The sequence below is a fragment of the Janthinobacterium sp. 344 genome (assembly GCF_900112025.1).
Taxonomy (GTDB): domain Bacteria; phylum Pseudomonadota; class Gammaproteobacteria; order Burkholderiales; family Burkholderiaceae_D; genus Janthinobacterium.
Map to the genome: position 1 here is coordinate 1 of NZ_FOKL01000011.1, position 13,297 is coordinate 13,297.

General features: G+C 58.2%; 22 protein-coding genes. 21 read left to right on the forward strand and 1 reads right to left on the reverse strand.

Features of this window, described 5'->3' with window-relative positions:
* Window positions 1-507: EF-Tu C-terminal domain-related protein (locus BM193_RS23800; protein ID WP_092832531.1), on the forward strand; the 507-nt coding region annotated here is incomplete at its 5' end.
* A 179-nt stretch (window positions 508-686) separates the two neighbouring features.
* Entirely contained in the window at window positions 687-1,004 is a 318-nt protein-coding gene (gene rpsJ, locus BM193_RS23805; RefSeq protein ID WP_010394389.1) for a 30S ribosomal protein S10, read from the forward strand.
* A 118-nt stretch (window positions 1,005-1,122) separates the two neighbouring features.
* Here the strand turns inward: rpsJ and BM193_RS23810 are convergent, their stop codons facing one another.
* Complete coding sequence (locus BM193_RS23810) at window positions 1,123-1,689, reverse strand: tetratricopeptide repeat protein (protein ID WP_092802137.1); 567 nt, start codon at window positions 1,687-1,689, stop codon at window positions 1,123-1,125.
* Between the two features lie 197 nt (window positions 1,690-1,886).
* Here BM193_RS23810 and creB point away from each other — a divergent pair, with 197 nt between their 5' ends.
* From creB to rpsH, 19 genes are all read left to right on the forward strand, one after another.
* Window positions 1,887-2,621: a two-component system response regulator CreB gene (gene creB, locus BM193_RS23815; RefSeq protein WP_092802134.1), complete on the forward strand. Its 735-nt coding sequence runs from the start codon at window positions 1,887-1,889 to the stop codon at window positions 2,619-2,621.
* Window positions 2,618-4,039, forward strand: coding sequence for a two-component system sensor histidine kinase CreC (creC, locus tag BM193_RS23820; protein WP_092802131.1), 1,422 nt, complete (start codon window positions 2,618-2,620; stop codon window positions 4,037-4,039). Before creB ends, creC begins: the two co-directional genes overlap by 4 nt.
* A 102-nt stretch (window positions 4,040-4,141) precedes the next feature.
* Window positions 4,142-5,533 carry a cell envelope integrity protein CreD gene (gene creD / locus BM193_RS23825; RefSeq protein ID WP_092802127.1) on the forward strand — a complete coding sequence of 464 codons (1,392 nt, stop codon included), beginning with the start codon at window positions 4,142-4,144 and terminating at the stop codon, window positions 5,531-5,533.
* A gap of 274 nt (window positions 5,534-5,807) precedes the next feature.
* Window positions 5,808-5,996, forward strand: a complete 189-nt coding sequence (locus BM193_RS23830; RefSeq protein WP_092802124.1) for a hypothetical protein — start codon at window positions 5,808-5,810, stop codon at window positions 5,994-5,996.
* A gap of 327 nt (window positions 5,997-6,323) precedes the next feature.
* A complete protein-coding gene (gene rplC, locus BM193_RS23835; protein WP_092802121.1) occupies window positions 6,324-6,980 on the forward strand; it encodes a 50S ribosomal protein L3 in 657 nt (218 codons plus the stop codon).
* 3 nt (window positions 6,981-6,983) lie between these two features.
* Window positions 6,984-7,604 carry a 50S ribosomal protein L4 gene (gene rplD / locus BM193_RS23840; RefSeq protein WP_034753197.1) on the forward strand — a complete coding sequence of 207 codons (621 nt, stop codon included), beginning with the start codon at window positions 6,984-6,986 and terminating at the stop codon, window positions 7,602-7,604.
* Window positions 7,601-7,918 (forward strand): 50S ribosomal protein L23, encoded by a 318-nt coding sequence (rplW, locus tag BM193_RS23845; RefSeq protein ID WP_010394398.1) that lies wholly within the window; start codon window positions 7,601-7,603, stop codon window positions 7,916-7,918. Before rplD ends, rplW begins: the two co-directional genes overlap by 4 nt.
* Window positions 7,918-8,745: a 50S ribosomal protein L2 gene (gene rplB, locus BM193_RS23850; protein ID WP_034753198.1), complete on the forward strand. Its 828-nt coding sequence runs from the start codon at window positions 7,918-7,920 to the stop codon at window positions 8,743-8,745. Before rplW ends, rplB begins: the two co-directional genes overlap by 1 nt.
* Window positions 8,746-8,755: 10 nt before the next feature.
* Window positions 8,756-9,031, forward strand: coding sequence for a 30S ribosomal protein S19 (rpsS, locus tag BM193_RS23855; RefSeq protein WP_008444295.1), 276 nt, complete (start codon window positions 8,756-8,758; stop codon window positions 9,029-9,031).
* Window positions 9,028-9,360: a 50S ribosomal protein L22 gene (gene rplV, locus BM193_RS23860; RefSeq protein WP_170840583.1), complete on the forward strand. Its 333-nt coding sequence runs from the start codon at window positions 9,028-9,030 to the stop codon at window positions 9,358-9,360. The genes rpsS and rplV overlap by 4 nt, the downstream gene beginning before the upstream one ends.
* A gap of 9 nt (window positions 9,361-9,369) precedes the next feature.
* Window positions 9,370-10,185: a 30S ribosomal protein S3 gene (gene rpsC, locus BM193_RS23865; protein ID WP_071325663.1), complete on the forward strand. Its 816-nt coding sequence runs from the start codon at window positions 9,370-9,372 to the stop codon at window positions 10,183-10,185.
* 2 nt (window positions 10,186-10,187) lie between these two features.
* Window positions 10,188-10,607 (forward strand): 50S ribosomal protein L16, encoded by a 420-nt coding sequence (gene rplP / locus BM193_RS23870; RefSeq protein WP_034753201.1) that lies wholly within the window; start codon window positions 10,188-10,190, stop codon window positions 10,605-10,607.
* A gap of 12 nt (window positions 10,608-10,619) precedes the next feature.
* Entirely contained in the window at window positions 10,620-10,811 is a 192-nt protein-coding gene (gene rpmC / locus BM193_RS23875; RefSeq protein ID WP_010394412.1) for a 50S ribosomal protein L29, read from the forward strand.
* Complete coding sequence (gene rpsQ / locus BM193_RS23880) at window positions 10,808-11,080, forward strand: 30S ribosomal protein S17 (protein ID WP_010394415.1); 273 nt, start codon at window positions 10,808-10,810, stop codon at window positions 11,078-11,080. The genes rpmC and rpsQ overlap by 4 nt, the downstream gene beginning before the upstream one ends.
* A 253-nt stretch (window positions 11,081-11,333) precedes the next feature.
* Complete coding sequence (rplN, locus tag BM193_RS23885) at window positions 11,334-11,702, forward strand: 50S ribosomal protein L14 (protein WP_008444317.1); 369 nt, start codon at window positions 11,334-11,336, stop codon at window positions 11,700-11,702.
* A 9-nt stretch (window positions 11,703-11,711) separates the two neighbouring features.
* Window positions 11,712-12,026 (forward strand): 50S ribosomal protein L24, encoded by a 315-nt coding sequence (gene rplX / locus BM193_RS23890; RefSeq protein WP_010394419.1) that lies wholly within the window; start codon window positions 11,712-11,714, stop codon window positions 12,024-12,026.
* A gap of 6 nt (window positions 12,027-12,032) precedes the next feature.
* Window positions 12,033-12,572, forward strand: a complete 540-nt coding sequence (gene rplE / locus BM193_RS23895) for a 50S ribosomal protein L5 (protein ID WP_010394421.1) — start codon at window positions 12,033-12,035, stop codon at window positions 12,570-12,572.
* 2 nt (window positions 12,573-12,574) lie between these two features.
* On the forward strand, window positions 12,575-12,880 hold the full coding sequence (gene rpsN, locus BM193_RS23900; RefSeq protein ID WP_010394423.1) for a 30S ribosomal protein S14: 306 nt from the start codon (window positions 12,575-12,577) through the stop codon (window positions 12,878-12,880).
* A gap of 14 nt (window positions 12,881-12,894) precedes the next feature.
* The gene (rpsH, locus tag BM193_RS23905) at window positions 12,895-13,290 is read left to right on the forward strand and encodes a 30S ribosomal protein S8 (protein WP_071325662.1); all 396 of its coding nucleotides are present in this window, start codon (window positions 12,895-12,897) and stop codon (window positions 13,288-13,290) included.
* Window positions 13,291-13,297: the final 7 nt, after the last annotated feature.

Consider the following 13,297-nt stretch of genomic DNA (forward strand, 5'->3'; position numbering starts at 1 on the left):
GTTGTGACCGGTCGTATCGAGCGCGGCATTGTCAAAGTCGGCGAAGAGATCGAAATCGTCGGCATCACCGATACCGTCAAAACGACTTGCACCGGCGTGGAAATGTTCCGCAAGCTGCTGGACCAAGGTCAAGCTGGCGACAACGTTGGTCTGCTGCTGCGCGGCACCAAGCGTGAAGACGTGCAACGTGGTCAAGTTCTGGCAAAACCAGGCTCGATCAAGCCGCACGCCCACTTCACCGGCGAGATCTATGTTCTGTCGAAAGACGAAGGCGGCCGTCATACGCCATTCTTCAACAACTACCGTCCACAGTTCTACTTCCGTACGACGGACGTGACTGGTTCGATCGAGTTGCCAGCAGACAAAGAAATGGTCATGCCAGGCGATAACGTGTCGATCACCGTCAAGCTGATCAACCCGATCGCGATGGAAGAAGGTCTGCGCTTCGCTATCCGCGAAGGCGGCCGTACCGTCGGCGCTGGTGTTGTTGCAAAAATCATTGCTTAATTTTTAAGCAGATATAAAAGAAGACGCGTCGTCGCCCGGCGCCCTTCTTTTTATTCAACTGCCGGGGTTGGCAAGCATTTTGGTGCTATCATGTCGACCCTGACGGTTGTTGCGTCAGAAATCCCCGTATGACCTCATTGCCGTGCGCACCGCGCGGTTCGTTCTTTTAAGGAAATATCATGTCGGCACCAAACCAAAAAATCCGTATCCGCCTGAAGGCTTTCGATTACAAACTGATCGACCAGTCCGCTCTGGAAATCGTTGAAACCGCGAAGCGCACCGGCGCTGTCGTCAAAGGCCCAGTACCACTGCCTACCCGTATTCAGCGTTTCGATGTGCTGCGTTCCCCGCACGTCAACAAAACTTCGCGCGATCAGTTCGAGATCCGTACGCACCAACGCCTGATGGACATCGTTGACCCAACGGACAAAACCGTTGACGCGCTGATGAAGCTGGACCTGCCAGCTGGTGTTGATGTCGAAATCAAACTGCAATAAGATTTTTAAGCGTTACCCAATCGGGTAGCGTCTGCCGGCGCGGTATGCCGCGCCAGGCCTGTCAGGGCCGGTTCCATCATCGATGGCACCGGCCCTGATTGCATTGCGGCCCCGGTCTTTACTGCAAGCCGGCCGCCACCGCCGCGAAGCGCTGGCCCAGCGCCGCCTGCGGGCCGCCCTGCAGCTGTTTGGCATACTGCTGCAGCACTTGCGCCGCATAGCCGCGCGCGGCCGGCGACAGTTTCGGCAGCAGGGGCAGGGCGCGTTCCAGGTACGTGCTGCCCTCCTGCCATTTGCCTTGCGCCGACAACGCCGAAGCCAGCTCCACCAGGCGCCGGCCGACGCGCGCATCGCTGCGCGGCTGTGCCGCTTCCTCCGTGGCCAGCGCTTGCCGATACAGTGTTTCCGCTTCCGCGTTCTTGCCCTGCAGCCGCTTGATGCGGCCCAGGTTGTACTGGCGCTGCGAAATGATGTCCGCGCCGGCACCGGCCTGTTCGGCCATGCGCAGCGCCTGCACGCAGGCCAGTTCCGCCTCCCCCAGCTGGCCCTTGAGTTCGGCCGCGTTACAGGCATCGTACTGTTCGTTGGAAGCGGTGGTGAGCGACGCGGGCGTCGTGCAGGCGGCCAGCAGGGTGGCCGCGCAGAGCAGGGTGATGCCATGGTGCTTGAGCGTAAGATGCTTCATAGTCTCCTCGTACGGGTGTGGGACACGGGGTAGCAATGGCGTCATGCGATATGAAATATACCACCAGTTTTTCATCGCGGGCGGCCTTTTGCCGGTGTCGCTTTCCGGCCACTGGCGGGGCGCTGCATGCGCGCGATTGACGCCGCTTGCCTGCTTCAGGGATACTCCGGCTCTCTCCCTCAACGTGCGATGCCGCCATGTCCAAGACTATCCTCATCGTGGAAGATGAACAGGCGATTGCCGACAGCATCGCCTATGCCCTGCGCACGGATGGCTTCACGCCGCAGCACGTGATGCTGGGCGAGCAGGCGCTGGCCGCGCTGCGCCCGGCGCCGGGCAACGCCGCGCCAGCGCCCGTTCTGGTGGTGCTCGACGTGGGCCTGCCCGACATGAGCGGCCTGGAGGTGTGCCGCCGCCTGCGCCAGTTTTCCGACGTGCCGGTGATCTTCCTGACGGCCCGCAGCGATGAAATCGACCGTATCGTGGGCCTGGAAATCGGCGCCGATGACTATGTCACCAAGCCGTTTTCACCGCGCGAACTGGTGGCGCGCATCCGCGTCATCCTGCGCCGCGCGGGCGCCGCGCCAGTGCCGCGCGAGACTGGCATGACGATAGCCGCCACGGTCGCCCCTGCCGCCGCGCCGGCGCGCTTCGAGTTGCGCGCGCTGGAGGCACGGGTGCTGTTCCACGGCCAGCCCCTGGCGCTGACGCGCTATGAATACCTGCTGCTGAAAACCTTGCTGGAACATCCTGGCCATGTGCTGTCGCGCGAGCAGCTGATGCAGCGCGTGTGGAGCGGGGCGCCCGACACGCTCGACCGTACCGTCGATGCGCACGTCAAATCGCTGCGCGCCAAGCTGCGCGCGATCGATGCGCAGACCGATCCGATCCACACCCACCGTGGCCTCGGCTACAGCCTGGCTGGCGCATGAAGATCGGCCTGCGCATCCTGCTCGGCTACTTCCTGATCGTCGGGCTGGCCGCATGGTTCCTGCTGAATGTGTTCATGGAGCAGGTCAAGCCGGGCGTGCGCTCGACCCTGGAAGATACCCTGGTCGATACCTCGCAGCTGCTGGCCAGCCTGGTGGCGCCCGACATGCGCGCCGGTGCGCTGGCGAACTCGCCCGTGGTGGCGCGCATGCAGGATTACGCGCGCCATGGCGTGGACATCAACATCAACGGCGTGCGCAAGCAAACCCTCGATTACCGCATTTACATTACGGACCGGCGCGGCATCGTGCTGTTCGATTCCAGCGGGCGCGACGTGGGGCGCGACTATTCGCGCTGGAACGATGTGTACCTGACCCTGCAGGGCAAGTATGGCGCGCGCAGCACGCGCAGCGTGCCTGACGACGAGATGTCGACGGTCATGCACGTGGCCGCGCCCATCCGCGAAGGTGGCGAGGTCATCGGCGTGCTGACGGTGGCCAAGCCGAATGCCAGCGTGCAAGCCTTCGTCGAACGCAGCCAGCGCAAGATCCTGCAGCGCGGCGCCGTGCTGCTGCTGTTGTCATTGCTGATCGGTCTGGCCTTCGCCTGGTGGCTGCACCATGCGCTTGGCAAGCTGATGCGCTATATCGGCGAGGTGGAGGCGGGGCGCAAGGTGGCGTTGCCGGCGCTGGGCCGGAACGAGTTCGGCACCCTGGGGCGGGCGCTGGAAGCGATGCGCATACGCCTCGAAGGCAAGGAATATGTGGAGCAGCTGATGCATACCCTGGCGCATGAATTGAAAAGCCCGATCGCCGCCATCCAGGCGTCGGCCGAGCTGCTGCAGGAAGACATGCCGCCGGCCGAACGGCGCCAGTTTCTCGCCAGTATCCTGGAGCAGAATGCGCGCCAGCGGCAACTGATCGACAAGCTGCTGGCCCTGGTCCGCGTGGAGAAGCAGCAGCGCCTCGACCATCCGGAGCGCATCGCGCTGGCGCCGCTGCTGGCGCAGGTGGCGCAGGATGCGGCTGCCACGCTGGCGGCGCGTGGCCTGCATTTGCAACTCGATGCCGACGAGCTGGCCGTGGCCGGCGACGCCCTGCTGCTGCGCCAGGCCCTGGGCAACCTGCTGGACAACGCGGCCGGCTTCGCGCCGCCGGGCAGCCGGATCGACCTGACGGCGCATCGCCAGGGGGCGCACGTGGAAATTGCCGTGCGCGACCGCGGCGCGGGCATCCCCGCATATGCGCGCGAGCGCGTCTTCGAGCGTTTCTATTCCCTGCCGCGTCCCGCCAGCGGCAAGAGCACGGGCCTGGGCCTGCCCTTCGTGCGCGAGGTGGCGTCCCTGCACGGTGGCACGGTCGAGGTCGTCAACCATGCGGAAGGCGGCGCCTGTGCCCGCCTGTGCCTGCCCCTGGCGTAGCTGGCCCGCTGCCGGCGTAAACTTGTTGCCGGACTTCACACGCAGCGCATCGTCAATGCACATGGTTTTTTTACACTGGCCGCCTTACTTCAAGGATGCGCCATGCAAAAAACTTTATTCGTCAAAGCGTTGATCGTGTTCGGCCTGATGCTGCTGATCGGCTTGCCGTTGCTGATGATTCAGGAAACGATCAAGGAAAGGATGGAATTCCGTCAGGAAGCCGTCAACAGCATCGCCGCCGATTCGGTGCGTGAACAAACCATCATCGGGCCCATCCTGGTGATCCCCTACACGGAGCAGTACGACGAGCGCGTGGAAGTTGCCAAGGGCGATGACAAGGAAGCGAAAACGCCGGTGCGCACGGAGTTGCTGCGTCGCACGGTGCAGCGCCGTTTCCTCGTCTATCCGAACGATCTGCAGATCACTGGCAGCATCGACACGGACCGCCGCTACCGGGGCATCCACCAGGTGCTGGTCTACAGTGGCCAGCATGCCTTCAAGGGCGATTTTACGTTGCCGGCCAGCACCCAACTGCCGCGCAAGTCGCCCGATTCGCGCGTGACGCCGGGCGAGCCTTTTGTCGCCCTGTCCATCGAGGATGTGCGCGGCATCCGCAATATCCCGAAAATCGACTGGGGCGGCCAGAAGATCGAGTTCGAGCAGGGCACCGACCTGTTCGCCTTCCGCAGCGGCCTGCACGCGCCGCTGGGCGCCGTGCCGCTGGCGCAAGCGCAACAGGTGAAATTCAGCTTCGACCTGGGCCTGGACGGCATTGAACGCCAGCACTTCGTGCCGGTGGCGAAAAACAGCCAGATCAGCATCAAGTCGAACTGGCCCCATCCGCAGTTTGGCGGGCGCTTCCTGCCGTCGCCTAAATCCCGCCAGATCAGCGCCGATGGCTTTCAGGCCGAGTGGCATATCTCGTCGCTGGCCACCAATGCGCAGACGCAGCTGAGCACCATCGAAGGCGAATTCAAGGTGCCCGACAGCGCGCCGCTGGGCCAGATCGACCGCTTCAGCGTCGGCTTCATCGAGCCGATCAATGTCTACTCGCAATCGGACCGCGCCACCAAATATGGGCTGCTGTTCGTGGCGCTGACCTTCGCCGCCTTCTTCATCTTCGAGATCCTGAAGAGCCTGCCGATCCATCCCGTGCAATACCTGCTGGTCGGTCTGTCGCTGGTGATCTTCTTCCTGCTGCTGGTGGGCCTGGCCGAACACATCGCCTTCCTCGCCGCCTACCTGATCGCCAGCGCCGCCTGTATCGCGCTGACCAGCTTTTACCTGGCGCATGTCTTGCGCAACGCCTGGCGCGGCATCGGCTTCGGCGTCGCCTTGACCCTGCTGTACGGCGCCCTGTATGGCTTGCTCAGTTCGGAAAGCAATGCGCTGGTGATGGGCAGCATCCTGCTGTTCGCCGTCCTGGCGGCCATCATGGTGGTGACGCGCAAGGTCGATTGGTACCAGGTGGGCAAAGGCCCCGCGCAAGAATAGGCGGGAATGCGCCGCCGGCATCGCGGCGCGCTGGCCGCCCCGCCCCTGTGACTGGGTGGTTGGCGGCCCGTCCCTGGCACGATTGTCAGACGCCTGAGCTTATCTGTTTTGTCAATTAATTGGTGTTTGGTTGGTATTGTTTACGGTATTCTATTGGCATTACTTTTTTAGTAATGGCAGGCTGCGTGCAGCTTGCCGGGGCGGGGCGCCGAGGGCGTCGCGGCCCTGCCGGTTTTCCCATCGCATTCGCCCATCAACCAAACGGAGACTTACCATGATCAAGAAAACCGCGGCCTTCCTGTTTGCGCTCGGCCTGAGCGCGTCGTATGCATTTGCCGCCGGCGACGTGTCGCAGTGCTACATGGACTGCGGGCAAAAGGTGGCGAATTGCCAGGCGCACCTCGGTGGCAGCCCCATCTGTACCGAGCTGTATGACCATTGCCTGGCCAACTGCCAGAAATAAGCGCCAGGACAGTGTGGGGGAGGGCCCGTACGCCATGTGCGCGCCCTTGTTGTTGGCGGGATAGCCAGCCTTGGCGTCGTGCGCGCAAGCCGCATGCTGCCGTGCTTTACCACCTTTTCCTTGCCTGGCGACGCACTTTTCGCGCGCCGCCGACAACTCCCGCAGGGGCGTCGCGCAACACTTTGACATACCTCGTGTTAACTTGTTGCGTCAAGGGTTTTTGTGCTATATACTAGCCGGCTTCGGTATGGATTCGTCTTTTTTGAGTCCTACGTTACTTTGTAGTTAAACAAGCCCCGCCCAATCGCAGGTGGGAATGGAGAAAAAATGAGCCTAGGCCTTCTCGGTCGCAAGGTTGGTATGATGCGCATTTTCACGGATGAAGGGGATTCGATTCCTGTCACCGTGTTGGACGTATCGAACAACCGTGTTGCGCAAATCAAAACCCCTGAAACAGATGGCTACTCCGCTGTTCAGGTCGCATTCGGTCAACGTCGCGCTTCCCGCGTGACCAAAGCTGTTGCTGGTCATCACGCTAAAGCTGGTGTTGAAGCCGGTACTCTGTTGAAAGAGTTCCGCGTTGACGCTGCTAAAGCCGCTGAACTGAAAGCTGGCGAAGTTATCGCTGCTTCCCTGTTCGAAGTCGGTCAAAAGATCGACGTGCAAGGCGTTACCATCGGTAAAGGCTATGCAGGCGTTATCAAACGTTACCACTTCGCTTCCGGCCGTCAAACGCACGGTAACTCGCGTTCGCACAACGTTCCAGGTTCCATCGGTATGGCACAAGATCCAGGTCGCGTTTTCCCTGGTAAGCGCATGACCGGTCATCTGGGTGACGTTAACCGTACGATCCAGAACCTCGTGATCGCCCGTATCGATGCCGACCGTCAGCTGCTGCTGGTCAAAGGCGCGATTCCAGGTGCGAAAAATGGCCAGGTAGTTGTCTCGCCAGCCATCAAAACCAAAGCCAAGAAGGGAGCTTAAACGATGGAACTCAAGCTTCTGAATGCGCAAGGTCAAGCCGCCTCGAACGTTGCTGCAGCCGATACGATTTTCGGCCGTGACTACAATGAAGCGCTGATCCACCAAGTCGTCATCGCTTATCAAGCGAATGCACGTAGTGGTAACCGCAAGCAAAAAGACCGTGAAGAAGTTCACCACACGACGAAAAAGCCATGGCGCCAAAAAGGTACCGGCCGCGCGCGTGCTGGTATGTCGTCGTCGCCACTGTGGCGCGGCGGTGGTCGGATTTTCCCGAACTCGCCTGACGAAAACTTCACCCACAAAGTGAACAAAAAAATGTATCGCGCAGGTATCTGCTCGATCCTGTCGCAGCTGGCTCGCGAAGAGCGCCTGATCGTCATCGACGATCTGACGATCGACGCGCCAAAAACCAAGCTGCTGTCGCAAAAATTGAACGGCCTGGGCTTTGATTCGGTTCTGATCATCACCGACGTTCTGAACGAAAACCTGGAACTGGCATCGCGCAACCTGCCTAACGTACTCGTCGTTGAGCCACGTCACGCAGACCCGATGTCCCTGGTGTTCTACAAGAAGATCCTGGTCACCAAAGCTGCATTGGCCAAGATTGAGGAGATGCTGGCATGAGCGCGATTTTGAAACATAGCGAAGAACGCTTGATGAAGGTGCTGTTGGCGCCCGTGATTTCCGAAAAGGCCACCATGGTCGCGGAAAAGAACGAGCAAATTGTATTCCGCGTACTGCCGGATGCAACCAAGCCTGAAATCAAGGCAGCGGTCGAACTGCTGTTCAAGGTTGAAGTTCTGTCCGTGCAAACTGCAAACCGCGAAGGTAAGCAAAAACGCACCGGCAAGTTCAACGGTCGTCGTAACCATACCAAGCGTGCTTTCGTGTGCCTGAAGCCTGGCCAGGAAATCAACTTCTCCGAGGAGGCTGCATAATGGCACTCGTTAAGATGAAACCAACCTCGCCAGGCCGTCGCGGCATGGTGAAGGTGGTGAATGCCGACCTGTACAAAGGTCGTCCGTTCGCTGCCCTGGTTGAAAAGAAATCCAAGACCGCTGGTCGTAACAACAACGGTCATATCACCACCCGTCATATCGGTGGTGGTCACAAGCAACACTATCGCCTGATCGACTTCAAGCGCACCAAAGATGGTATTCCAGCGAAAGTGGAACGTATCGAATACGATCCAAACCGCACCGCGAATATCGCTCTGCTGTGCTACGCCGACGGCGAGCGTCACTACATCATCGCAACCAAGGGCATGGCCGTTGGCGACAGCGTGATGAACGGTTCGGAAGCACCGATCAAATCGGGTAACTGCTTGCCAATCCGTAACATCCCAGTCGGTACCGTGATGCATTGCGTCGAAATGCTGCCAGGTAAAGGTGCCCAAATGGCACGTACCGCCGGCGCCGGCGTCGTGCTGATGGCCCGCGAAGGTACCTACGCTCAAGTGCGTCTGCGCTCGGGTGAAGTACGTCGCGTGCACATCGAGTGCCGTGCTACCGTTGGTGAAGTCGGCAATGCCGAGCACAGCCTGCGTAAAATCGGTAAAGCTGGTGCGATGCGCTGGCGCGGTGTTCGTCCTACCGTTCGCGGTGTGGTCATGAACCCGGTCGATCACCCGCACGGTGGTGGTGAAGGTAAAACAGCAGCTGGTCGTCATCCAGTTTCGCCTTGGGGCCAACAGACTAAAGGTAAGAAGACGCGCAGCAACAAGCGTACGACTTCCATGATCGTCTCGCGCCGCGGCAAGAAATAAGGGGTAGCACATGACACGTTCATTGAAAAAAGGGCCGTTCTGTGACGCCCACCTGGTGAAAAAAGTTGAAGCCGCGCAAGCAGCCAAAGACAAAAAGCCAATCAAAACCTGGTCGCGTCGTTCGACAATCATGCCTGACTTTATCGGCCTGACGATCGCGGTACATAACGGCAAGCTGCACGTGCCGGTGTATGTTTCCGAAAACATGGTTGGTCACAAGCTCGGCGAATTCGCACTGACCCGTACGTTCAAGGGCCATGCAGCTGACAAAAAGGCTAAGAAATAATGGAAACTAAAGCTATCCTCAAAGGTGTGCGCCTGTCGGACCAAAAGGGCCGCCTGGTTGCTGACCTGATCCGTGGCAAGAAAGTTGACGCAGCACTCAACATCTTGCAATTCAGCCCGAAAAAAGGTGCTGCGATCATCAAGCGCGTTCTGGAATCCGCTATTGCGAATGCCGAGCACAATGATGGCGCGGACATCGACGAATTGTTCGTGAAAACGATCTACGTCGAAAAGGGCCCCGTCCTGAAGCGCTTCACCGCGCGTGCAAAAGGCCGTGGCGACCGTATTTCGAAACAATCCTGTCACGTTTACGTGACTGTCGGTAACTAAGGAGCCACGATGGGTCAGAAAATTCATCCAACCGGTTTCCGTCTGGCGGTCACCCGTAACTGGGCTTCGCGCTGGTATGCAGGCAACGGTAATTTCGCTGCCATGCTGAACGAAGACTTGAAAGCACGTGCTTACCTGAAAAAGAAACTGAAGAACGCTTCCGTTGGCCGCATCGTTATCGAGCGCCCAGCCAAGAACGCGCGCTTCACGATCTACAGCTCGCGTCCAGGCGTGGTCATTGGTAAAAAAGGCGAAGACATCGAAGTACTGAAGTCCGCGCTGACCAAGATCATGGGCGTGCCTGTTCACGTGAACATCGAAGAAATCCGCAAGCCGGAAATCGACTCGCAACTGATCGCCGATTCGATCGCTCAGCAGCTGGAAAAACGGATCATGTTCCGCCGCGCCATGAAGCGCGCAATGCAAAACGCAATGCGCCTGGGTGCTCTCGGTATCAAGATCATGTCGTCCGGCCGTCTGAACGGTATCGAAATCGCGCGTAAAGAGTGGTACCGCGAAGGCCGCGTGCCTCTGCATACCCTGCGCGCCGATATCGACTACGGTACCAGCGAAGCGTCGACCACCTACGGCATCATCGGCGTCAAGGTGTGGGTATACAAAGGTGACCGCGCGCCTAACGGCGATGCACCAGTCATCGATACTCCAGCTGACGAGAAGAAGAGCCGCGGTCCACGCCGTGACGATGGCAAGCCAGCCGGCCGCCCACGTCCAGCGGGTGCGAAACCATCCACAGCACCAGGTGCTGCTCGTGTGCGCGCCGCTAAACCGGCCGCCGCTGCACCAGCTGAGAAAGCAGGAGAATAATCATGCTGCAACCAGCACGCAGAAAGTATCGTAAAGAGCAGAAAGGCCGTAACACCGGTATTTCGCACAGCCGCGGCACCGCCGTGTCGTTTGGCGAATTCGGTCTGAAGGCAGTTGCGCGCGGTCGTATCACTGCGCGTCAAATTGAAGCGGCGCGTCGTGCAATGACGCGTCACATCAAGCGCGGTGGCCGTATCTGGATCCGTATTTTCCCGGACAAACCGATTTCGAACAAACCGGCTGAAGTCCGTATGGGTAACGGTAAAGGTAATCCTGAGTACTACGTCGCTGAAATTCAGCCAGGCAAAGTACTGTACGAAATGGATGGCGTTGATGAAGCGCTGGCACGGGAAGCATTCCGTCTTGCCGCCGCTAAACTGCCACTGGCGACGACGTTTGTCATCCGCCAAGTCGGCCAATAATTGGAGTTGTATATGAAAGCATCTGAACTCCGCGGCAAGGACCAGCCAGCTCTGCAAAAAGAGCTGAATGACCTGTTGAAGGCACAGTTCGGCCTGCGCATGCAAATCGCTACGCAGCAGCTGAGCAACACTTCGCAGCTCAAGAAGGTACGCCGCGATATCGCGCGTGTGAAGACGGTAATGAATCTGAAGGAAGCCAAATGAACGAACCAGTGAAACAGTCGCTCAAGCGCACGCTGATCGGTAAAGTGGTTTCGGACAAGATGGACAAGACCGTTACCGTTCTGATCGAGCGCCACGTAAAACATCCTTTGTATGGCAAGATCATCATGCGTTCGAACAAGTATCACGCGCATGACGAGACCAACCAAGTCAAGGCCGGTGACACGGTCGAGATCCAGGAAGGTCGCCCGATCTCCAAAACGAAGGCATGGACGGTGACACGTGTGGTTCAAGCCGCACCAACCGTTTAAATAAAAACCACCGTTTCGGCGGTGGCTTTTAATTAGTACTTGCAGGCCCGCAAATTGTATGTAATACTTGCGGGCTTCGTTCATGTAACGCCGCAAAGTGTCTGGCCACAGACAGTAGCATTCGCGGTCAGTTGATGTATGAAGGTCATGCACCCAAACAGTGAAGCCCAGCAGGGCGGCTCTGGCGGGACCAAGACTGACCGTGGGTCTACATTGTGTGGATTCTTCGGCTTAAGTTGGGAAAGAGAATACTATGATTCAAACTGAAAGCCGGCTCGAAGTGGCTGACAATACCGGTGCCAAAGAAGTAATGTGCATCAAGGTATTGGGCGGCTCCAAGCGCCGTTATGCTGGCATTGGCGATGTGATCAAGGTAACCGTTAAGGTTGCTGCGCCACGTGGCCGTGTCAAAAAAGGTGAAATTTATAACGCCGTGGTTGTGCGCACCGCTAAAGGTGTTCGCCGCCAAGACGGTTCCCTGGTGAAGTTCGACGGCAACGCCGCCGTTCTGTTGAACGCCAAGCTGGAACCGATCGGTACCCGTATTTTTGGACCTGTCACGCGCGAACTGCGCACTGAGAAGTTCATGAAAATCGTGTCCCTGGCACCGGAAGTCCTGTAAGGAGTCGTAATGGATAAGATTCGTAAAAACGACGAAGTCATCGTTCTGACCGGGAAAGACAAGGGCAAACGTGGTGTGGTACAGCAGCGTATCGATGCTGAACATATCGTGGTTGACGGCATTAACATCGCTAAAAAAGCGACTAAGCCAAACCCGATGACTGGCGTAACTGGTGGTATCGTCGATAAGACCATGCCAATTCACGTGTCCAACGTTGCATTGTTCAATGCAGCGACTGGCAAGGCAGATCGCGTGGGTTTCAAAGAAGTGGATGGCAAAAAAGTCCGCGTCTTTAAATCCTCCGGCGAAGTAGTGAAGGCTTAAGAAATCATGGCACGTCTCCAAGAATTCTATAAAGAAAAAGTCGTTGCCGACCTGACCAGCAAGTTTGGTTACAAGTCGGTAATGGAAGTTCCACGCCTGACCAAGATCACCCTGAACATGGGTGTTGGTGAGGCTATCGCGGATAAAAAAGTTCTCGAGCACGCAGTTGCTGACTTGACCAAGATCGCCGGCCAGAAGCCAGTGACCACCAAGTCCCGCAAAGCGATCGCAGGCTTCAAAATCCGTGAAGGTTACCCGATCGGTACGATGGTCACCCTGCGCGGCGCTCGCATGTACGAGTTCCTGGATCGCTTCATTACCGTGGCTCTGCCGCGCGTACGCGATTTCCGTGGTGTGAACGGCCGTGCATTTGATGGTCGTGGCAACTACAACATCGGTGTCAAGGAACAGATCATTTTCCCTGAAATCGAATACGACAAGATTGACGCGTTGCGCGGTATGAATATCAGCATCACGACAACCGCTAAGACCGATGACGAAGCCAAAGCTTTGCTCGCCGCCTTTAAATTCCCTTTCAGGAACTGATCATGGCCAAACTGTCACTGATTAATCGTGAGATCAAGCGTGCTGACCTGGTGGCGAAATTCGCCCCTAAGCGCGAAGCTCTCAAGGCCATCGTCGATGACCAATCGAAATCGGAAGAAGAGCGCTACGAAGCTCGCCTGAAACTGCAGGCGCTGCCACGTAACTCGAACCCGACGCGTCAACGTAACCGTTGCGCCATCACCGGTCGTCCGCGCGGCACATTCCGTAAATTCGGTCTGGGTCGTATCAAGCTCCGTGAATTCGCCATGCGTGGTGAAATTCCGGGTATGACAAAAGCAAGCTGGTAATAGGAGAATATGCAATGAGTATGAGCGATCCTATCGCCGATATGCTGACCCGCATTCGCAACGCACAAGGCGTGCAAAAAACGACCGTGGCCATGCCATCGTCGAAAGTCAAAATTGCGATTGCCAACGTCCTGAAGGACGAGGGTTACATTGAAGATTTCGCTGTTGCCGAAGCTGGTGGCAAGGCGGAACTGAAGATCGGTTTGAAGTATTATGTTGGCCGTCCCGTTATTGAGCGCTTGGAGCGCGTGTCCCGTCCGGGTCTGCGCGTCTACAAGGGTAAAGACGAGATCCCTGTTGTGATGAATGGCTTGGGTGTGGCGATCGTGTCGACTCCGCAAGGCGTCATGACTGACCGCAAAGCACGCGCTACCGGTGTCGGCGGCGAAGTTATTTGCTACGTGGCTTAAGGAGTTA